Consider the following 20,119-nt stretch of genomic DNA (forward strand, 5'->3'; position numbering starts at 1 on the left):
CCCCGTCACGCACCGTCCTGTGATCGGGGCGAGCGTAGCCGCCCGTGCCGGAGGCGCGTAGCGCGGGGCTCGGGAGGGTGCGTCGTCCCGGTCAGAAGCTGATGGAGTTGATCGTCTCCGCTATCGAGTTGAGGAACCGCTGGATGTCGTCGGCCATGCCGGTCGAGGCGAGGAAGAAGCCGAAGAGGACCGCCACGATCGCGGGACCGGCCTTGATGGATCCGCCTCTCAGCAACACCACAAGGATGATCGCCAACAGCAGCACCACAGACAGTGAAATGGCCACAACTGATCACACCCTCGGTCGGTCCGCTCTCCCGGCCCGGGGACGCGACCCGCGCACCCCGCCAGAACCATCGTGCCACCAACATGGCCGGGCTATGCGGGCGCTGACGCATCGACCACATTCGTGTCGCCCCCTCCCGTGTGAGCCGCCCGCGCCTGGGGACCCGACTCCGAGTAGTCGCACGGCAATTCGACGAGCCACCCGCTCAGGAAATTCGACCGGATCGTTTCCGTCTCCACACAACGCGCACGCAGCTAATTCGAATTGTTACCGCAGGGTCATCAACAGCCGTTGCAAGGCGGGCTCGAAGAGGGCGGAAGCAGACATTCCACTGGAGTCGCCTGCGGGTCTTATGCGCCGCTTAGTCCGGAAGTATCACGATAAGCAGGGCAGGCGCAGTGCACCGGTCCGCCGCCGAGCGATGTGTCGGCCATCACGCCGACAGTGACGTCAACTACCCGTAATCCGGGGTACTCGCAGCGAATAGCCAGGAATGACGTCCGGCGTTTTACGAATACCTGCGGAGAACGCTAGGGTGCCTCAGATGTTCCACGCTGCCTCGTCCCCCGCACGCGCAGCGAGGTCCCGGATCGTCTCCCCGAGCTCCTGGTGGGAGGGTCTGTGACGAACTCGCTGCGACCGAACGGCGACCGCAGGGCGCCACTTCCCCCGGCACATTCGCCGGCCGACGGAGTGCCGAGCCCCCGCTCGCCGCAGAGCACGCAGAAGAAGCAGAACGGCAAGCAACGCGACGCGTTCTTCGACAACGCCAAGTACCTTGCGATCGTGCTGGTGGCCATGGGCCACGCCTGGGAGCCGCTCAAGGGCGACAGCCGGATACTCGAGGCCGCCTACCAGGTCGTCTACGCGTTCCACATGCCGGCGTTCATCCTCATCTCCGGCTACTTCTCCCGCAGTTTCGACATGCGGCCCGACCGGCTGAAGCGCCTGATCACCGGCGTGGCCGTGCCGTACATCATCTTCGAGACGGCCTATCCGCTCTTCAAGCGGGTCATCGACAACGACCCGCATCAGGAGATCAGCCTCCTCGACCCCTGGTACCTGACCTGGTTCCTGGTCGCGCTGTTCGTCTGGCGGCTGACCACCCCCATCTGGAACCTGGTGCGCTGGCCGCTGCCGCTCGCGCTGGGTCTCGCCATGCTGGCGACCGTCACCCCGGAGATCGGTGACGACCTCGACCTGCAGCGCGTCCTGCAGTTCCTGCCGTTCTTCGTGCTGGGTCTGGTCATGAAGCCCGAGCACTTCCAGATGGTGCGCACGCGTTCGGTGCGTATCGCGTCGGTGCCCGTGTTCGCCGCCGCCCTGGCCTTCAGCTGGTGGGCGGTGCCGCGCATGAACACCGCGTGGTTCTACCACCGTGACGCCGCACAGGAGCTGGGCGCCCCGTGGTGGACCGGCCCGGTCATGGTGCTCGCGATGTTCGGCTGTTCCCTGGTGCTGACGGCCTGCTTCTTCGCCTGGGTGCCGCGCCGCCACATGTGGTTCACCGCCCTCGGCGCCGGCACGCTCTACGGCTACCTGCTGCACGGCTTCCTGGTGAAGGCCGGCGACTACCAGGGCTGGTTCGAGGCCTCCTGGCTGCACCGGCCGACCGGTGAGATCCTCGTGACCGTCCTCGCGGCCGCGGTCGTGACGGTGCTGTGCACCAAGCCGGTGCAGCGTGTCTTCCGGTTCGCGATGGAGCCGAAGATGGACTGGGCCTTCAAGCGGGACGCGGCCGAGCAGGCCCGCGAACGCCAGAGCGCCGAACGGCGCGAGCGGGAGCGCGAGCGCGAGAAGGTCAACGCCTGACCCGAACGGCGTTCATCCGACGAGACCGAGAAGTGCGCGCATCCGCGCGTACTTCTCGGTCAGTCGTTCACGGGTCGCCGCGTCCAGCACTCCGAGTCGCACCGGGTCCGCGTTGTGCGCCAGGTCCGCCTCCTTCACCAGCAGCGCGCCGGGCGTGGCGAGGATCCGCGCGGCGTACCCCTCCGGCGGCTCCCCCGCCCTCTTGGTGACCGCGAGGACGATGTCCTTCGTACGGCTGCTCAGAGCGGCCTGGCGCAGCCACTGTGCGGAGAGGGCGTCGTCCTCGACGGCGTCGTGCAGCCAGGCCGCCGCGATCTGCTCCTCGTCGCCACCCCGTGCCCGGACGCCCTCCGCCACGGCCTGGAGGTGTTCCGCGTAGGGCCGTCCCGCTTTGTCGGTCTGGCCGGTGTGCGCGGCGCGGGCGGTGGCCTCGACCTGGGCCAGGGTCATACGGGTTGTCTCGCTCACCGCTTCAGTGTCTCAGCGGTTCGCGGCGGCCGTCGGGCCCTCGCGGCAGATCAGCAGCAGCGCCCGGTCGTCGTTGACGTCCTTGGCCACGGCCTCGATGAGATGCCAGGCGGCGCCGTGGAAGCCGCCGGCCACATAGCGGTCGGCCTCCCCGGTGAGGCGGTCGATGCCCTCGACGATGTCGCGGTCGGCGGTTTCCACCAGACCGTCCGTGAACAGCATCAGCACGTCCCCGGGCCGCAGTGAGCCCTTCACCGGGTCGAACTGGGCACCGTCGTAGACCCCGAGGAGCGGGCCCTCGGCGGCCTTCTCCTCCCAGCGGCCGGTGCCGGCGCTGAGCTGGAGGCCCGGCGGGTGGCCCGCGGAGTAGAGCTCGTAGTCGCCGGAATCCAGGTCGAGGACCAGGTGGATGGAGGTGGCGAAGCCCTCGTCCCAGTCCTGGCGGAGCAGGTAGCCGTTCGCGGCGGGGAGGAAGGCGTGCGGCGGGAGGGAGCCGAGCAGGCCGCCGAACGCGCCGGACAGCAGCAGGGCGCGGGAGCCCGCGTCCATGCCCTTGCCGGAGACGTCGGTGAGGACGACCTCCAGCGTGCGGCCGCCGTTGGTGCGCGCCGCCACCACGAAGTCGCCCGAGAAGGACTGGCCGCCCGCCGGGCGCAGCGCCATCTCCCGGTGCCAGCCGTCCGGCAGGTCGGGCAGCTTGCTCTGCACCCGGATGCGTTCGCGCAGGTCGAAGAGCATGGTGCCGCCGCGCCGCCAGGGAACACCGACCCGGCTGCGGAACTGGGCCAGCAGCAGCCCGAAGAAGCCGCAGGCCGCGACCACGAGCACGACGCCCGGGGTGACCCTCGACGGGCCCTCCGTGTACGGGCCGAGCTGCACCGACTCCACGATCAGTGCCGTGGCCGCCGCCGCGTACAGGCCGAGCAGGCTGGCGGGCCGCAGAAGCAGCCCGCCCACGACGACGGGCAGCACCAGCGCGGCCGGTGAGAACCACACCGAGTTCGCCAGGGTGGCCGACGCGATCAGCGGGACGGTCAGGACCAGACCGGCCAGGGCGATCCAGTCCGAGCCGTTGCCGCGGAAGTAGTCCACTGCGGCCCGGCGCACGCCGACACGGACCCGGTGCCACTGCTTCTTCAACCGGGCCGTGAACGTCTCGGCTTCCGCGCGCCGCTCTCGTCCTGATGCCATTAGTTCGGGACCCTATCCATCGGACCAGCCCCTTGGCACGGGAGGTCCCACTTGTCCCCCGTCCGAGGGCCGACATCACAGTGAACTTCACCGTGCCCCGCCCCGCCGCCGCCCGGCAGAAATTGCCTCGCCCGCCCCGCATCGCCCTGGTAGGCAGGATTCATGACAACTGACGCGAACGGCCTTTCGCCCGGTCTGCGGGTTCTGCGGCAGGACGAGTGGGACAAGTGGTACGACACCCTGCTCCGGGGCTTCGGAGGGGTGCCGGAGGCCGCCGAGGAGCGGGAGTTGTGGCGCTCGCTGACCGAGTACGACCGTTCCCTGGGCATCTGGGACGGGGACGAGTGCGTGGGAACGGCCGGGGCGTTCAGCTTCCGGCTGACCGTGCCCGGCGGCGCGTCACTGCCGGTCGCGGGCGTCACGATGGTCAGCGTGGCCGCCACGCATCGCCGGCGCGGCCTGCTGACGTCGATGATGCGGCGGCAGCTGGACGATGTGCGGGCGTGGGGTGAGCCGTTGGCCGTGCTCACCGCGTCCGAGCCGGCGATCTACGGGCGGTTCGGATACGGCAACGCGACCCTGTCGTTGACCGCCGAGATCGACACGACCCGGGTGCGGCTGTCGGTGCCGGACGGTACGGATGACGTACGGGTGCGGTACGCGGTGCCGGCCGATGTGCTCGACGTGTGCGAGGCGTTGTACGCCAGGCTGGTTCCGGCGCGGCCCGGGATGCTGGCCCGGCGGCCCGGCTGGGAGCGGCTGGGGGTCCTCGATCCGGAGAGCCTGCGGGACGGGGCGTCGCCCCTGCAGTGCGTGCTCGCCGAGCGGGACGGGGAGACGGTCGGCTACGCACGGTTCCGCGTCAAGCCGGAGTGGGAACTCGCCGGGTTCAAGGGCACGGTGATCGTGACGGACTTGGCGGCGCTGGACCCTGCGGCGGACGCGGCGCTGTGGCGTTTTCTGCTCGGGATCGACCTGACCTCGAAGGTGACCATGCGAGCGCGTCCGGTGGACGACGCATGGCAGTACCTGGTGTCCGACCAGCGACGCTGTCACCCGTGGTTCCGGGACTCGCTGTACGTGCGGCCGGTGGAGGTGGGCGCCGCGCTGGAGGCGCGGACGTATCAGAGCCCGGTGGATGTGGTGTTCGAGGTGGAGGACGCGTTCTGCCCCTGGAACGCCGGGCGTTGGCGGCTGACCGGCGACCCGAAGGGAGCGTCCTGCGAGCGTACGACGGATGCGGCGGATGTCGCGCTGTCCGTAAGGGAGTTGGGAGCGGCGTACCTCGGGGGTGTGTCGCTGGCCTCGCTGGCGGCGGCGGGTCGGGTACGGGAGATCCGGCGGGGGGCGCTGGCGGAGGCGTCGCTCGGGTTCGGGACGACCGTGCCGCCGTGGCTGCCGCACGGGTTCTAGCGAACGCCCGCCTGTTTCAAGGACGTTGGCAGGCCGGGCACCAGAAGAGGTTGCGGGCGGCGAGGTCGGCGGTGCGGATCTCGCCGCCGCAGATGTGGCAGGGCAGGTTGGCCCTGCGGTAGACGTACACCTCGCCGCCGTGGTCGTCCACGCGCGGGGGGCGGCCCATCGCCTCCGGGGTGTGTTCCGGGCGGACGGTGTCGATGCGGTTGTTGCGGACGCCCTCGTGCATCAGGGCGACGAGGTCGGTCCATATCGCGTGCCACTCGGTGGGGGTGATGTCCTTGCCGGCGCGGTACGGGTCGATGCGGTGCCGGAAGAGGACCTCCGCACGGTAGACGTTTCCGACGCCGGCGATGACCTTCTGGTCCATGAGGAGGGCCGCGATCGTCGTACGGCTGCGGGTGATGCGGCGGTAGGCGGTGTCCGGGTCGGCGTCGTCGCGGAGGGGGTCGGGGCCCAGGCGGTCGTGTATCGCCTGCTTCTCCGGGGGCGTGATGAGGGCGCAGGTGGTGGGGCCCCGGAGGTCCACGTAGGTGGTGTCGTTCGCCACGCGAAGGCGGACGGTGTCGGTGGGGGGCGGTTCGGGGGCCGGGCCGAAGGTGACCTTGCCGAACAGGCCGAGGTGGATGTGGATCCAGTCGGTGTCGCGGAAGCCGAGGAAGAGGTGCTTGCCGTGGGCTTCCGTGTGGGTGAGTTCGGTGCCGGTGAGGAGGGTGGCGGCGGGGGCGAACTTGCCCTGGGGGCTGGTGGTGCGGGGTTTCGTGCCGAGGAAGGCGGCGGCGTAGTCCTGGGCGAGGCGGTGGATGGTGTGGCCTTCCGGCACGGGTGCTCCTTGTGATCGTCGCCCTTGCCCGTCGGGGCGACGCGGTTGCTCACGAGGCCGAGGCCGCGGGGCTCCGCCCCGGACCCCGGGTTCTGCCCACCCGCCGCCCGACACGGTTGCCCACGAGGCCGCGGCCACGGGGCTCCGCCCCGGATCCCGGCGGGGGCTGTGTCCCCTGCGCCCCTCCGGGACTTCGCCCCTGGGCCCCTTCAGGGGATCGCCCCAGCCTCTCCGGGCTTTGCCTCGGCTCCCCGTCTGAGGCACGGGGCCGGTGCGTTACTGCTGCGGGTGGTGCGGCGGGATCGGGGGCAGGTCGCCGGTCGTTTCGTAGGCCGACAGCATGTCGATCCGGCGGGTGTGACGTTCGTCACCGGAGAACGGGGTGCCGAGGAAGGTCTCCACGAACTTCGTCGCCTCGTCCTGCGAGTGCATGCGCGCGCCCACCGCGACGACGTTGGCGTTGTTGTGCTGGCGGCCCAGGGACGCCGTCTCCTCGCTCCAGGCGAGGGCCGCACGCACGCCCTTGACCTTGTTCGCGGCGATCTGCTCGCCGTTGCCCGAGCCGCCGATGACGACGCCGAGGGCGTCGTGGTCCGCGGCCGTGCGCTCCGCTGCGCGGAGGCAGAAGGGCGGGTAGTCGTCCTGGGCGTCGTAGATGTGCGGGCCGCAGTCCACGGGGTCGTGACCCGCCGCCTTCAGCCACTCGACGAGGTGGTTCTTGAGTTCGTAGCCCGCATGGTCCGAGCCGAGGTACACGCGCATGGGACGAGTGTGACACGGGCGTTTCGGGGAAGGCGCGCGGGGTGGCGCTCACAGAAACATGAGGCGAATGTGAGCCCCGTTACGGAACCTCAGGAAAACCTCAAGTAACAATCTGGATTCAAAGGTTCTCCTCATCGTTCGCCTCCGATTCACTGGACCGGCTCGTACACCGCTCGTACGGGCCCCTCGTGCAACGCCATGCCGCGAAACACCCCCTTCGTGCGGTTCGTGCGTTCGTACGGAAGTACAGCTCCCCGGCGCAAAGGAAATCCGTTCCATGACCTCGCAGCCGACTCTGAACAAGACCGGAAACGACCCCCAAGGGCCCGGAGAACCCGGAGCCGAGGGCTCCGGGCTGCAGGCCGGACTCAAGAACCGGCATCTTTCGATGATCGCCATCGGCGGTGTCATCGGCGCCGGCCTCTTCGTGGGGTCCAGCTCCGGTATCGCCACCGCCGGGCCCGGCATCCTGCTGTCGTACGCCCTCGTCGGCACGCTCGTGGTGCTGGTGATGCGGATGCTCGGTGAGATGTCGGCCGCCAACCCCACCTCGGGTTCCTTCTCCGCGCACGCCGACCGGGCCCTCGGGTCCTGGGCCGGTTTCTCCATCGGCTGGCTGTACTGGTTCTTCTGGGTCGTCGTGCTGGCGGTCGAGGCGACCGCCGGTGCGGTGATCCTGGAGGGCTGGATACCGGCCGTGCCCCAGTGGGGCTGGGCCCTGATCGTGATGGTGGTGCTGACCGCCACCAACCTGGTCTCCGTCAGCTCCTACGGCGAGTTCGAGTTCTGGTTCGCGGGCATCAAGGTCGTCGCCATCGCCGCGTTCATCGTCATCGGCGGACTGGCCGTGTTCGGGCTGCTGCCCGGCGTGGACAGTGAGCAGGCCGGCGTGAGCAACCTGACCGCGCACGGCGGCTTCCTGCCCAACGGGGCCGGCGCCATCCTCACCGGTGTACTCCTCGTCGTCTTCTCCTTCATGGGCAGCGAGATCGCCACCCTGGCCGCCGGTGAGTCCGAGAACCCGCGGCAGGCCGTCACCAAGGCCACCAACAGCATCATCTGGCGTGTCGCCGTCTTCTACCTCGGCTCGATCGCCGTGGTCGTGTGCCTGCTGCCGTGGGACAGCAAGTCCATCACCAAGGACGGCTCCTACGTCGCCGCGCTGGACTCCCTCGGCATCGCGCACGCCGGACAGATCATGAACTTCATCGTGCTGACCTCGGTGCTGTCCTGCCTCAACTCCGGCCTCTACACGGCCTCCCGCATGGCCTTCTCCCTCGGCCAGCGCGGTGACGCGCCGAAGGCCTTCGCCCGCACGACCTCCAACGGCGTGCCGCGCACGGCGATCCTCGCGTCGGTCGCCTTCGGCTTCGTGGCCGTGTTCTTCAACTACAAGTTCCCGGACTCCGTCTTCCTCTTCCTCGTGAACTCCAGCGGCGCGGTCGCCCTGTTCGTGTGGCTGGTGATCTGCTTCTCCCAGCTGCGCATGCGGAAGATCATCAAGGCCGAGGCGCCCGAGAAGCTCGTGGTGAAGATGTGGCTGTACCCGTATCTGACCTGGGCGACTGCCGCGCTGATCGTGTTCATCCTCGGCTACATGCTCACCGACACCGAGCACGACGGGCGTAAGACCGTCCTGCTGTCGCTGCTCGTCGCGGCGGTGGTGCTCGTCATCGCCTTCGCGAAGAAGGGGCTGCGCGGGGAGCGCACGGCCGCCGACGCCCCGCAGGTCCCGGGCGAGGAGCGGGACGAGGTGTCGGCCGGCTGATCCTGCGGCCGCTCGCCGTTCGTCGTGAACGGGGGCCTGTGGTGCGTGCTGCCGTGCGCGCCGCAGGCCCCTTCTCGTTCGCCCGCGCTTGCCCGAAGCTGCCTACAGCACCGTGAAACTGTCCCTGACCTTCTCGTAGGTGGCGAGTGCCTCCCGCTCGATCCCGGCCTGGTACCACGTGTTGACCTGGTACGACTTGCCGGTCACGTTGAAGCCGAGCAGGCGGGCGTGCCAGTGGACGCCCTTCAGCGTGAACGTGTACTCCCAGACCACCGCCGGGTGGCCGCGGAACGTCGTCTCCTCCAGGCGGATCTTGCGGTAGTCCTGGCCCTGGTGGGCGTTGCGCTCCGAGGTCTGCCAGGTCTCCAGCAGGTCGCCGCGGGCGAGGGAGGACCTGCCCACCAGCTCCTGGGAGCCGTCCGGGGAGGTGTAGTGCACCTCCGCGCCCGTCTTCACGTCCCGCCGCCAGCCGTCGGGCGTCGCCCAGGCGAACCCACCCGCCTCCCGGTGCGTGCCGGGCGGGAGGGTCCGCGGCCTGGTCGTGCCCTCGACGGTGGGTGAGGGGGTGGTGGCTCCGGTGGTGGCTCCGGCGGCGTCCCCCGTGGTGGCGCCGGTCGCGTCCCCGGTGGTGGCCGGAGCGGACGCCGAGGAACCCGCGCGGGGAGTCCCGTCGCTGTCGCCGGGTGAGCCGGACGACGTCGCCAGCAGGATCGCCGCGACGGTGCCGGCGGTGGCGAGGGTGGCCGCCGCGGCGGTGAGCGCCGTACGGCGACGGCGACGGGCGTGCGGGCGGGGAGTGGCCGGGACAGCCGGCCCGGGCAGTTCACCCGGCGGCAGCGGCAGGGGTGTGGGGCGGGGGCGGCACTCGGTCTCCGCCTGTGCGCGGGTGAGGGAGACAGGGGTCTGAGAACTCGCGGACGTCTTCGTGGGCGCGGTGTGTGGGCGGTGGTGCGGCTCCTGGGCGGGGGCGGGGCTGCCGGGGCCCTCGGGCGCGGGGCGGGCGGGAGTGGGTGATTCGGGAGCGGATGGGGATAGGTGGGCGGGGGTGGGTGATTCGGGAGCGGATGGGGATAGGTGGGCGGGAGTGGGTGATTCGGGAGCGGATGGGGAGAGATGGGCAGGAGGGGATGATTCATGAGCGGGTGGGGGGAAGTGGGCGAGGGTGGATGATTCGGTACGTGTCGGGGCCGGGAACGCCACCGGCTCCAGTGCGATCTGCAGGGCCTCCAGGTCCGGGCGGGCCGACGGGTCCTTGGCCAGCAGGGAGGTCAGGATGTCCCGCAACGGGCCCGACCCGGCGGGGAGTTCCGGCTCCTCGTACAGGACCGCGTGCAGGGTCGCCAGTGTGGTGCCGCGGGAGAACGGGGAGCGGCCGCCCAGCGCCGCGCAGAGGGTCGCGCCGAGGGACCAGATGTCGGACGGTGGGCCCTGGGGGCGGCCGGAGATGCGCTCGGGGGCCATGTAGTCGGGTGAGCCGACCAGCATGCCGACCATGGTGAGCGCCTTGGCGTCCTGGATCGCCGCGATGCCGAAGTCCGTGAGGACGACGCGCCGTCCGGGGCCGGAACCGTTGGCGTCGCCGCGTCCGGATCCGGCCACGCCGCCCGCGTGCTCCACGAGTACGTTTCCGGGCTTGATGTCGCGGTGCAGTACGCCTCGTTCGTGCACCTGCCGCAGCGCCGCGACCAGACCGAGTCCGATGCGGGCCGTCTCGCCGGGGCTCAGCGGGCCCGTCTCCGCGAGGATCCGTTCGAGGGAGCGGCCCGCCACCAACTCCATGACGATCCAGAGGCGTTCGCCCTCATCGACCACGTCGTAGACCCGTACGACGTTGGGGTGGTCGATCCGGGCCGTCGCCCTGGCTTCGCGCAGGGTGCGTTCACGGCGGGTCCTGCTGTCCTCCGCGTCGAGTCCGTCGATCCGCATTTCCTTGACGGCGACCTGCCGGTCGAGTATTTCGTCGGCGGCTTGCCACACCCGCCCCATTCCCCCCTGGCCGATACTCTCGACCAACCGATAGCGTCCCGTCACCAATACCCCTGGAACACCGCCGCTGTTCGCATTCCCCGGCAATTCGCTGCACCCCCTCCACGACGCCGTGACCGACTCCAGTGAAACACAACGGTCACACTTCGTGCCGTACCAGGATAGTGCGGGGAAATCTTGTGGTACCTCTTTCAGTGCTGCGAATTCAGGCGCAGCCCAGGGGGACGCAAGGGGGACGAACATGAGTTCTCGTCGTACGGCAGCGGTCGCCGGATCGCTGGTCATGGCATCTTTCTCGGCGGTGATGATCCTTTCCGGCACGGCCGGCGCGGAAGACGAAGGACCCGCAAGCGGCAAGGGGGGAAAGGCGGTTGACGCGGCACCGGCAGGGGTGAAGCTCAGCACGACACTGCCCGGGAAGATCTCGGTCGAAAACGATTCCGAAAAGACGTCGATTACCGCCACGGTGAAGAACGAGGGGAGCAAGGACAGCGGGAAGATCAGGCTGCTGGTCGTCGGTTTCGACGGGCTTGTCGTCAAGGGTGTCGAGGGGTGTTCGGCGATACCCGAGAAGGGACTTCCGGAGGGTTCGAACAGCGGATTCGCCTGCCCGATCGACAATCTCGCGGCCGGTAAGTCGAAGTCGTACGCCGTCGACGCGACGTTCGACCTCGGCAAGACCGGGAAGATCTGTCTGCCCGTGCAGACGACCGACGGGAAGAAGACGTTCTGGCAGCAGGGCCCGGTGCCGTTCGGCACGAGCAACCCGTCGCCGGACGCCCCCGCCACGCCCCTGCTGCTCGGCACCGACAACGAACCGGCGGGCCCGGGCGGCAAGGAACTGCCCAAGACCGGTCCGGCCCGTGATCTGCTGCCGCTGGGCACGGCCGGTGCGTCGCTGCTCGCGGCGGGCGTGGCCGGAATGTGGTGGTCGCAACGGCGGCGGCCGGAGGCCCAGGAGGGCTGAACCGGCCGCCTGTCGCGTCAGCGCATACGCCGAGAGGCCCGCCGGGGGCAACGTGCCCCCGGCGGGCCTCTCGGCAACGCCTACGGTGTCAGCGCTTGTTCGCGAACTTCCAGGCCGTCGGCAGGGCGCCCATGGCCAGCGCCGCCTTCAGCGCGTCACCGATGAGGAACGGCGTGAGGCCGGCCGCGATCGCGGCGGTGGCGGACATTCCGGTGGCGAGGGCCAGGTAGGGCACGCCGATGGCGTAGATGATGGCTTCGCCCACCAGCATCGTGCCGGCCGTGCGCAGCACCGAGCGGTCGGCGCCGCGGCGGGCCAGGGCGCCGACGACGGTGGAGGCGAGGATCATGCCGAGGATGTAGCCGAAGGAGGGGGCGACTCCGGAGGAGGCGCCGGCGAACCACGGCACACCGGCGATGCCGGCCAGGGCGTACAGCGCGAGCGCGAGGAAGCCGCGGCCGGCGCCGAGGGACGTGCCGACGAGCAGCGCGGCGAAGGTCTGGCCGGTCACCGGCACCGGGGAGCCCGGCACGGGCACGGAGATCTGGGCGGCGAGGCCGGTGAGCGCGGCGCCGCCGAGCACGAGGGCCGCGTCCCGGACTCGGGAGGCTGGGAGCAGGTCGGCGAGGACCTGTCCGGCGCGGGCGGGCGTGGCGGCAGCGGTGCTCATGGGGACTCCGCGGAGGTGAGGGCCGGTGGGACACGGTGACGCTATCCCAGCGTCCTCGCCCTGATCACCGTCAGCCGTCCACAAAGGCGTGGACCGGCGGTTGGTCGACTCCGAACAAAGGGTGCCGGTTACACCGAGGTCGGGGTGATGCCGGTCACGGTGATGAGATGGTGCGCGCCACGAGAGCCGGGCTGGGGGCGTCTGTAGGTTCCCCCCAAAGGAAGCCCTCGAAGAGGTGGGGCTGAAGGGCCGCGAGCGGGCCTGGCCGGGCCAGCTGTCCGGTGGCGAGGCCCAGCGCGCCGCCCTGGCCCGGTCACTGGTGCGCAAGCCGGAACTGCTCCTGGCCGACGAGCTGTTCGGGGCGCTGGACGCGCTCACCGGGATCCGGATGCACGGTCTGCTCAGGGAGCTGTGGGAGCGCCACCGGCCCTCGGTGCTGCTGGTCACCCACGACGTGGACGAGGCGATCGTGCTCGCCGACCGGGTGCTCGACCTGGACAAGGGCCGGATCGGCCTCGACCTCACGCTGTTGACGGCCCTGGCGACGGCCACCGAGCGCATCGGTCTGATCGCCACGGCCTCCACGTCGTACAACTCGCCGTGCAACCTGGCCCGCAAGTTCGCCACGCTGGACCATCTCAGCGGCGGCCGGGCGGGCTGGAACATCGTCACGACCGCCGGTGCCGAGGCCGTCCGGAACTTCGGTCTGGACGCCGAGCCGGCACACGCCGAGCGGTATGCGCGGGCCGCCGAGTTCCTCGACGTGGCGCTGAAGCCAGCGGGCTGTTCATCGGCGGTTTCGCCCAGCGGATCGTGGGCCTGCCGGCGGACGAGTCGCGCAAGATCCTCGACCTGCTCCAGGCGTACGTCACCCGGCCGGAGAACATCCTGCGCCACCACTGGTCGCCGAACCAGCTCGTCCTGTTCGACAACCGCATCACCCAGCACTACGCCGTCGACAACTACGACGGCCGGCCCCGGCACCTGCACCGGGTGACCGTCGCCGGGGACGTCCCCGTGGGCATCGAGGGCAAGGAGGGCCACTCCGTCGAGGGCGACGCCTCGCACTACACACCGGTCGCCGCGTAGCCACGCAGAGCGACGCGACCGTCCGCATGGTGGGATGCCTCGTCGTTGCGGCGGGGAGGCATCCGAGACTGGCGGCGTTTTTGCCCTCGTACGCCGATCACGCATAGGACGTGCCGCGCCCATGCCCAGCACCACCACGGGGACGCCGCCGAGCGCGGACGACGTCTCCCTCTCCCATGGCCTGAAGCAGCGCCACCTGTCGATGATCGCCCTCGGCGGGGTGATCGGGGCCGGTCTGTTCGTCGGTTCCGGTGCCGGTATCGCCGCGGCCGGTCCGTCGATCGTGGTCGCCTACGCCCTCTCCGGTGCCCTCGTGATGCTGGTGATGAGGATGCTCGGCGAGATGTCGGCCGCGTATCCGTCGTCGGGGTCGTTCTCGGCGCACGCCGAGCGGGCGATCGGGCCCTGGGCGGGATTCACGGCCGGCTGGTCCTTCTGGGTGCTGCTCTGCACGGCCGTCGGCCTGGAGGGCATCGGCGCCGCGAAGATCGTCAGCGGCTGGCTGCCGGGCACGCCGGAGTGGGCGTGGGTGGCGCTGTTCATGGTCGTCTTCTGCGGCACGAACCTGGCCGCCGTGAAGAACTTCGGCGAGTTCGAGTTCTGGTTCGCGGCGCTGAAGGTCGGTGCGATCACCCTGTTCCTGGTGCTCGGCGTCCTGGCGATCGCGGGCGTCCTGCCCGGCACGGACTCGCCGGGCGCGAGCCACCTCACGGACTTCCTGCCGAACGGCGGTGAGGGCCTGGTCATCGGCCTGCTGGCCTCGGTCTTCGCCTACGGCGGCCTGGAGACGGTCACCATCGCGGCCGCCGAGTCGGAGAACCCCGTCAAGGGCGTCGCGAGCGCGGTGCGCACGGCGATGTGGCGCATCGCGCTGTTCTACATCGGCTCGATGGCCGTCATCGTCACGCTCGTCCCCTGGGACTCCAAGGCGGTCGTCGAGAAGGGCCCGTACGTCGCCGCCCTCGACGAGCTCGGCATCCCGGGCGCCGGCCAGCTGATGAACGTGGTCGTCCTGGTGGCCCTGCTGTCCGCCATGAACGCCAACATCTACGGCGCCTCCCGCATCGCCTACTCGCTGGTGGAGCGCGGGCAGGGCCCGAAGGGGCTGGGCCGGGTCTCGGGCGGGGTGCCGCGCATCGCGGTCCTGGCGTCCTCCGTCTTCGGGTTCCTGTGCGTGCTGCTGAGCTACTGGCGTCCGAACGACGTCTTCGCCTGGCTGCTGAACATGATCGGCGCGGTGATCCTGGTCGTCTGGATCTTCATCGCCGTCTCGCAGCTGCGCCTGCGCCGCCGCCTGGAGCGCGAGGCACCCGAGAAGCTGGCCGTGCGCATGTGGGCGTTCCCGTGGCTGACCTGGATCGCCCTGGCCGGCATGGCCGCGGTCTTCGTCCTGATGGCCCGGGAGCCGGACACGCGGGTGCAGCTGTACTCGACGGGCGGGATGATCCTCGTCCTGGCGGCCATCGGATTCGCGTGGCAGAAGGCCCGCGCCAAGCAGTAGGAAGTCCACCGCCGAAGGCCCCCGCGACACACGCGGGGGCCTTTCGCATGCCCGGACCACCCACCAGCGCCCTCCTGCTGCTAGCGTGCAGTTGCAAGTTTATTGCAATAAGAGGTCCGGAGGGGATCCCGCCCATGCCCGTCTACACGTTGCCCGAACTGCCCTACGACTACTCCGCGCTCGCCCCCGTGATCAGCCCCGAGATCATCGAGCTGCATCACGACAAGCACCACGCCGCCTATGTGAAGGGCGCCAACGACACGCTGGAGCAGCTTGCCGAGGCGCGGGACAAGGAGACGTGGGGGTCGGTCAACGGGCTGGAGAAGAACCTGGCCTTCCACCTCTCCGGGCACATCCTGCACAGCATCTACTGGCAGAACATGACCGGTCCGAAGGACGGCGGCGGTGAGCCGCTGGCGCAGGACGGGGTGGGTGAGCTCGCGGACGCGATCACCGAGTCCTTCGGGTCGTTCGCGAAGTTCAAGGCCCAGTTGTCCAAGGCATCGGCCACCACGCAGGGGTCCGGCTGGGGCGTGCTCGCCTACGAGCCGCTGAGCGGGCGGCTGATCGTGGAGCAGGTCTACGACCACCAGGGCAACGTCGGCCAGGGCGCCACCCCGATCCTCGTCTTCGACGCCTGGGAGCACGCCTTCTACCTGCAGTACCGCAATCAGAAGGTCGACTTCATCGAGGCGATGTGGCAGGTCGTCAACTGGCAGGACGTGGCACGCCGTTACGAGGCCGCCAAGTCCCGGACGGATGTGCTGCTGCTGGCCCCCTGAGGCCGTGAGGCGTCCTGCCTCGTGATCGTCTTCTCACCCTTCACGCACGGCAGGCGGAAAGAAGGAAACCCCCGCGAGGACGTGACTCGCGGGGGTTTCCCATGGGCGCGCTACGGCTTGCGGCCCAGGCCGCCGTGCTGGCCGATCGGGTCCGTGGGGGCGCCCGGCTCGGGGTGCCACAGCGGCACCGAGACCACGCCCGGTTCCACCAGCTCCAGGCCCTCGAAGAACGCCTCGATCTGCTCGACCGGCCGTAGGAAGTACGGGACCGCGCCCGTCTCGTTGTAGGCGTCCTGGGCCCGCTCGTAGGCCGGATCCGTGCCGCGGGAGCCCTCGTTGAGGGAGAGGTGGCTGCCCGGGGGCAGCCCGGCCAGGAGGCGGCGGACCAGGTCGCGGGCCTGGTCGTAGTCGGCCACGTGGCCCAGGATGCCGCTGAGGATCAGGGCGGTGGGGCGGGTGAGGTCGAGGGTCTTGCCGGCGGCCGCGAGGATCTCCTCGGGCTCGAAGAGGCTGATGGGCTCGTAGGCCGTCGCTCCCTCGGGGGTGGAGGTGAGCAGGGCGCGGGCGTGCGCGAGGACCAGCGGGTCGTTGTCCACGTAGACGATCCGCGCGTCCGGGGCGAGCCGCTGGGCGACCTCGTGGGTGTTGTCGACGGTCGGCAGGCCGGTGCCGACGTCGAGGAACTGCCGTACGCCGGCCTCCTGGACGAGGTACCGGATGCTGCGTCCCAGGAAGGCGCGGCTGCTGCGGGCGATGGTGACGATGCCGGGGAAGACGGCGGTGTACGCGTCACCGGCCGCCTCGTCCACCGGGTAGTTGTCCTTGCCGCCCAGCCAGTAGTTCCAGATCCGGGCCGAGTGCGGCACCGATGTGTCGATCTGCGTCATGTGCCCATAGTGCTACGGCACATGAGCCTCGCACGGCACATTGAGTGAGAGGAGTGCGGCGGAACCGTCGGGGTTCATGCGCAGTTCGCTGATCGCCGCGTTCCGCAGCCGCGGGAGCACTCTGCGGTACTCGCTCACCGGGATCGACAGCAGGGTGCACAGCACCAGCCGCAGCAGGGTGTTGTGGGCGACGACCAGGACGCGTTCGCCGGGGTGGGCTGCGGCGATGTCCCGCAGGGCCCGCACGCCACGGGCCGCCGCGGCCAGCGGGTCCTCGGCGCCGGGGAAGGAGTGCTCCACCGGGTCGGCCCGGTAGGCCGCGGCCCACTCGGGGTCCTCGGCCTCGAACTCGGCGAGCGTGCGGCCTTCGAGGACTCCGAAGTCGCATTCGCGCAGGTGGGGTTCGCTCTGAGGGGTGAGGCCGAGGGCGCGGCAGGCGGGCTCGGCGGTGGCGACGGCCCGGGACAGCGGGGACGTCCAGATCGCGTCGACGGGGTGGGCGGCGGCCCAGCGGCCGAGCGCGTCGGCCTGGGTGCGGCCGGTGTCGGTGAGGTCGATGTCGCTGATGCCGGCGTAGCGGTTCTCGGCGTGCCAGACGGTCTGTCCGTGGCGGACCAGCAGGAGGGTCGTACTCATGAGGCGGAAGTATCCCGGTTCAGCCGGCTGTGCGCGTGCGCGGCGACCGGGCCGGGCAGCCAGCCGCGGTCCCGCAGGGCGTCGACGAGACGCGCGTACGGCTCGGCGAAGGCGGCCGTGCGCCCGGGGCGGGGTTCGACGACGGTCCGGACGCGGACCATGCGTTCGGTGACGTCCGCGAGTACGCCGGTCCCCGACGCCCCGTACACGGCCAGCGCCGCCATGCCCAGGGCCGGTTCGGTCTGTTCGGGGACGCGGGCGGGTCGGCCCAGGATGTCGGCGCGCAGCTGGTTCCAGTACCGGCTGCGGGCACCGCCGCCGGTGAAGGTGAGCGGGCCGTCCAACGGTGCGCCGAGGTGGTGCAGGTAGTCCAGGCACAGGCGTTCGGTGAACCCGACACCCTGGAGCAGCGCGGCCCACAGGTCGGCGTCCTCCGCGGGATCGCCCAGGACGAACGGGGTCGCCCGGGGGGCCCGGAACGGGAACCGCTCCCCCGGCGAGACGAGGGGGTAGGCGATCACGCTCGACGGCTCGAACGCCATGGCCGGTGCGTCCATCTCGGACGGGTCGGCCTGTGGGAAATGCGCCGCGAGCGCCCCGGCCCCGACGCTCGATGCCCCGCCCGGCAGCCAGGTGCCGTCCGGGGCACGGTGGTTGTAGACCACGCCGGTGGGGTCGCGGACCGGGTCGCGGGCGGCGCCCTTCAGTACGAGCGTGGTGCCGAGCACGGAGTTCCAGGAGCCGGGACGCAGGGCGCCGGACGCGATCTGGGCGGCGCAGCCGTCGGTCATCCCCGCGAACACCGGGGTGCCGGCGGGGATGCCGGTGGCGTCGGCGGCGCCCGGGCCGACCTCGCCGAGGCGCGTCCCCGGGCGTACGACGTCCGGCAACAGGTGCTCGGGCACGCCCAGTTCGGCCAGGGCGGCCTCCGGCCAGCTGTCGCGCTTCAGGTCGTAGCCCGTCTTCAGGGCGTGGCTGGAGTCGGCCGGGGGCGGCCCGCCCGTGAGCCGGGAGACGATCAGGTCGGGCTGGTGGGCCAGGCGCAGTGAGGTTCCGCCGTACTCGTCCAGCAGCCACAGCGCCTTCGGCAGCGCCCAGGTGTCCTGGACCGCGAGCCCCGCCTCACGGGCCCGCGCGGCCTGGGTCTTCGCCCGCCCGTCGTCGTACATCAGCGCGGGGCCGACCGGCCGGCCCGCGCCGTCCGTCAGCAGGACGGTGCCGGACGTGCCGCACACCGCGATTCCGCCGATCGGCAGGCCCGGGGGCGCGGAGCTCAGGGCCGCCCGCGACGCGTCGCACAGCGCCGCCCACCAGAGCAGCGGGTCCTGTTCGTGCCGCACGCCGTCCCGCCGGCCCGTCAGCGGGGCCGAGCCGCTGCCGAGGACCGTGCCGTCGACGGTGACGAGCAGCACACGGACGCTCTGCGTGCCCAGATCGACGCCCAGCCAGCCCGCGCCCTCGCCCTCGCCCTCACCCGCACCGTCGTTCACCATCCGGAACCTCCCACGCCGTCGCAGCCGGATCTGTGAACTTCTCACTGTGCCCCGATATTTTCCCGTGCGCGAGGGATTGACGCCCAACTTCAGCCGTTCCACCCTCTGTTAACGAGTCGACTCGACGTGTTAACCAGGCTCCACGCGGAGGTACGGATGGACACGCACGTGCACGACCGCCGACGCTTCCTCGCCCTCGCCGCCGGGGCGGCGGCGGCCCCGTTACTGACGGCCTGCGGCGCCGGCTTCGGCGGCGGCGAGGACAAGGGCGACGGCTCGGCGGCGGACGACGTCACCGGTTCCTTCGACTGGAAGCGGGAGAAGGGCACCACCGTCAAGGCCCTGCTCAACAAGCACCCGTACACGGACGCCCTCATCGCCGACCTCAAGTCGTTCACCGCGAAGACGGGCATCGAGGTCGAGTACGACGTCTTCCCCGAGGACAACTACTTCGACAAGCTCACCGTGGACCTGTCCAGCGGGCGTGCCTCCTACGACGTCTTCATGCTCGGCGCGTACATGGTGTGGCAGTACGGGCCGCCGGGCTGGCTGGAGGATCTCGGCCCCTGGATGCGCAACTCCTCCGCGACGGGCTCCGAATGGGACCAGGCGGACTTCTTCCCGAACCTGCTCCAGGCCGACCAGTGGTCGCTGAAGGCGGGCGCGCCGCTGGGCCAGGGCGGGCAGTACGCGCTGCCCTGGGGCTGGGAGACCAACGTCGTGGCCTACAACACCGAGCTGTTCAAGAAGCTCGGCGTGAAACCGGCCGAGTCCTTCGACGAGCTGACCGAACTCGCCGGGACCATCAAGCGGAAGGCGCCGGGCGCCGGTTTCGACGGGATGTACGGGATCGCCGTACGCGGTTCGAGGAGCTGGGCGACCATCCACCCGGGCTTCATGACGATGTACGCCCGCAACGGTCTGAAGGACTTCACGGTCGACGGCGGGAAGCTCACCCCCGTCATGAACAGCCCCGAGGCGGTCGCCTTCACGGAGGACTGGGCCCGCATGGTGAAGCAGGGCGGGCCGCCGTCCTGGACGTCGTACACCTGGTACCAGTGCTCCAGCGACCTGGGCGCGAAGAAGGCCGGGATGCTGTTCGACGCCGACACGGCCGCCTACTTCCAGGCGGTGAAGGGCGCGAGCCCCGCATCCGGGAAGATCGCCTTCCACCCGGGGCCGAAGGGGCCGGACGGGTCGCTCGCCACCAACATGTGGATCTGGTCGCTCGGCATGAACGCCAAGAGCAAGAAGAAGAGCGCCGGTTGGCTCTTCCTGCAGTGGGCGACCGGCAAGGAGCACCTGCGCAAGAGCGCGATCACGCACAACCACATCGACCCGGTGCGCAGATCGGTCGCCGAGGACGCCGCGTACAAGGACAAGATGCGGCACCTGCCGGGCTTCCTGGAGACCTTCGAGACGGTCGTCGACCAGACGAAGATCCAGTTCACCCCGCAGGCGCAGTTCTTCGACGCGACGACCAGCTGGGCGGCGGCCCTCCAGGAGATCTACGGCGGCAAGGGCGCGAAGTCGGTCCTGGACGAGCTGGCGGAAGACCTCGCCGGCAAGGTGGGCTAGCGCC

The 20,119-nt window shown here is 70.4% G+C and carries 17 protein-coding genes and 3 pseudogenes; 10 read left to right on the top strand and 10 right to left on the bottom strand.

Going from position 1 to position 20,119, the window contains the following annotated elements; translation table 11 throughout:
- Positions 1-91 precede the first annotated feature (91 nt).
- Positions 92-286, bottom strand: coding sequence for a hypothetical protein (locus tag ACZ7EG_RS02905; RefSeq protein WP_003990237.1), 195 nt, complete (start codon positions 284-286; stop codon positions 92-94).
- A gap of 693 nt (positions 287-979) precedes the next feature.
- On the opposite strand from ACZ7EG_RS02905, the gene ACZ7EG_RS02910 reads away from it, so the two are divergent.
- Complete coding sequence (locus ACZ7EG_RS02910; RefSeq protein ID WP_471071285.1) at positions 980-2,098, top strand: acyltransferase family protein; 1,119 nt, start codon at positions 980-982, stop codon at positions 2,096-2,098.
- A 12-nt stretch (positions 2,099-2,110) separates the two neighbouring features.
- Here ACZ7EG_RS02910 and ACZ7EG_RS02915 read toward each other — a convergent pair whose 3' ends face one another.
- Both ACZ7EG_RS02915 and ACZ7EG_RS02920 read right to left on the bottom strand, forming a co-directional pair.
- Positions 2,111-2,548 (bottom strand): HD domain-containing protein, encoded by a 438-nt coding sequence (locus ACZ7EG_RS02915; protein ID WP_471072445.1) that lies wholly within the window; start codon positions 2,546-2,548, stop codon positions 2,111-2,113.
- 30 nt (positions 2,549-2,578) lie between these two features.
- Complete coding sequence (locus tag ACZ7EG_RS02920) at positions 2,579-3,757, bottom strand: SpoIIE family protein phosphatase (RefSeq protein WP_471071288.1); 1,179 nt, start codon at positions 3,755-3,757, stop codon at positions 2,579-2,581.
- A 162-nt stretch (positions 3,758-3,919) separates the two neighbouring features.
- On the opposite strand from ACZ7EG_RS02920, the gene ACZ7EG_RS02925 reads away from it, so the two are divergent.
- Positions 3,920-5,170, top strand: coding sequence for a GNAT family N-acetyltransferase (locus ACZ7EG_RS02925; protein ID WP_471071291.1), 1,251 nt, complete (start codon positions 3,920-3,922; stop codon positions 5,168-5,170).
- 16 nt (positions 5,171-5,186) lie between these two features.
- Here the strand turns inward: ACZ7EG_RS02925 and ACZ7EG_RS02930 are convergent, their stop codons facing one another.
- Together ACZ7EG_RS02930 and ACZ7EG_RS02935 are read right to left on the bottom strand one after the other, a co-directional pair.
- Complete coding sequence (locus ACZ7EG_RS02930; RefSeq protein WP_471071294.1) at positions 5,187-5,996, bottom strand: Fpg/Nei family DNA glycosylase; 810 nt, start codon at positions 5,994-5,996, stop codon at positions 5,187-5,189.
- A 276-nt stretch (positions 5,997-6,272) separates the two neighbouring features.
- Entirely contained in the window at positions 6,273-6,758 is a 486-nt protein-coding gene (locus ACZ7EG_RS02935) for a ribose-5-phosphate isomerase (protein WP_471071298.1), read from the bottom strand.
- A 277-nt stretch (positions 6,759-7,035) separates the two neighbouring features.
- Between ACZ7EG_RS02935 and ACZ7EG_RS02940 the strand changes: the two genes are divergently transcribed.
- Positions 7,036-8,526, top strand: a complete 1,491-nt coding sequence (locus tag ACZ7EG_RS02940; RefSeq protein WP_471071301.1) for an amino acid permease — start codon at positions 7,036-7,038, stop codon at positions 8,524-8,526.
- A gap of 102 nt (positions 8,527-8,628) precedes the next feature.
- Here the strand turns inward: ACZ7EG_RS02940 and ACZ7EG_RS02945 are convergent, their stop codons facing one another.
- On the bottom strand, positions 8,629-10,557 hold the full coding sequence (locus ACZ7EG_RS02945; protein ID WP_471071304.1) for a serine/threonine-protein kinase: 1,929 nt from the start codon (positions 10,555-10,557) through the stop codon (positions 8,629-8,631).
- Between the two features lie 196 nt (positions 10,558-10,753).
- On the opposite strand from ACZ7EG_RS02945, the gene ACZ7EG_RS02950 reads away from it, so the two are divergent.
- Complete coding sequence (locus ACZ7EG_RS02950; protein ID WP_471072448.1) at positions 10,754-11,479, top strand: hypothetical protein; 726 nt, start codon at positions 10,754-10,756, stop codon at positions 11,477-11,479.
- 88 nt (positions 11,480-11,567) lie between these two features.
- Here the strand turns inward: ACZ7EG_RS02950 and ACZ7EG_RS02955 are convergent, their stop codons facing one another.
- The gene (locus ACZ7EG_RS02955) at positions 11,568-12,149 is read right to left on the bottom strand and encodes a biotin transporter BioY (protein ID WP_471071307.1); all 582 of its coding nucleotides are present in this window, start codon (positions 12,147-12,149) and stop codon (positions 11,568-11,570) included.
- A 217-nt stretch (positions 12,150-12,366) separates the two neighbouring features.
- Between ACZ7EG_RS02955 and ACZ7EG_RS02960 the strand changes: the two are divergent.
- The 5 genes and pseudogenes from ACZ7EG_RS02960 to ACZ7EG_RS02980 all read left to right on the top strand — a co-directional run.
- A pseudogene (locus ACZ7EG_RS02960) lies at positions 12,367-12,678 on the top strand (ATP-binding cassette domain-containing protein); the annotation flags it as partial.
- Positions 12,670-12,924: pseudogene (locus ACZ7EG_RS02965) on the top strand (LLM class flavin-dependent oxidoreductase); the annotation flags it as partial. The pseudogenes ACZ7EG_RS02960 and ACZ7EG_RS02965, both read left to right, overlap by 9 nt.
- A 5-nt stretch (positions 12,925-12,929) precedes the next feature.
- Positions 12,930-13,238, top strand: a pseudogene (locus tag ACZ7EG_RS02970) (TauD/TfdA dioxygenase family protein); the annotation flags it as partial.
- Between the two features lie 121 nt (positions 13,239-13,359).
- Positions 13,360-14,739 carry an amino acid permease gene (locus tag ACZ7EG_RS02975; RefSeq protein ID WP_471071310.1) on the top strand — a complete coding sequence of 460 codons (1,380 nt, stop codon included), beginning with the start codon at positions 13,360-13,362 and terminating at the stop codon, positions 14,737-14,739.
- Between the two features lie 134 nt (positions 14,740-14,873).
- Positions 14,874-15,521: a superoxide dismutase gene (locus ACZ7EG_RS02980; protein ID WP_471071314.1), complete on the top strand. Its 648-nt coding sequence runs from the start codon at positions 14,874-14,876 to the stop codon at positions 15,519-15,521.
- Between the two features lie 110 nt (positions 15,522-15,631).
- Here ACZ7EG_RS02980 and ACZ7EG_RS02985 read toward each other — a convergent pair whose 3' ends face one another.
- From ACZ7EG_RS02985 to ACZ7EG_RS02995, 3 genes are read right to left on the bottom strand one after another with little or no spacing between them, the layout of a single operon-like run.
- The gene (locus ACZ7EG_RS02985) at positions 15,632-16,408 is read right to left on the bottom strand and encodes an SAM-dependent methyltransferase (RefSeq protein ID WP_471071317.1); all 777 of its coding nucleotides are present in this window, start codon (positions 16,406-16,408) and stop codon (positions 15,632-15,634) included.
- A 12-nt stretch (positions 16,409-16,420) separates the two neighbouring features.
- Positions 16,421-17,044, bottom strand: coding sequence for a histidine phosphatase family protein (locus ACZ7EG_RS02990; RefSeq protein WP_351629233.1), 624 nt, complete (start codon positions 17,042-17,044; stop codon positions 16,421-16,423).
- Positions 17,041-18,537 (bottom strand): FGGY-family carbohydrate kinase, encoded by a 1,497-nt coding sequence (locus tag ACZ7EG_RS02995; protein ID WP_471071320.1) that lies wholly within the window; start codon positions 18,535-18,537, stop codon positions 17,041-17,043. Before ACZ7EG_RS02995 ends, ACZ7EG_RS02990 begins: the two co-directional genes overlap by 4 nt.
- A gap of 156 nt (positions 18,538-18,693) precedes the next feature.
- Between ACZ7EG_RS02995 and ACZ7EG_RS03000 the strand changes: the two genes are divergently transcribed.
- On the top strand, positions 18,694-20,115 hold the full coding sequence (locus ACZ7EG_RS03000) for an ABC transporter substrate-binding protein (RefSeq protein WP_471071322.1): 1,422 nt from the start codon (positions 18,694-18,696) through the stop codon (positions 20,113-20,115).
- The last annotated feature ends 4 nt before the right edge of the window (positions 20,116-20,119 follow it).

Source organism: Streptomyces sp. NPDC037100, assembly GCF_055606225.1.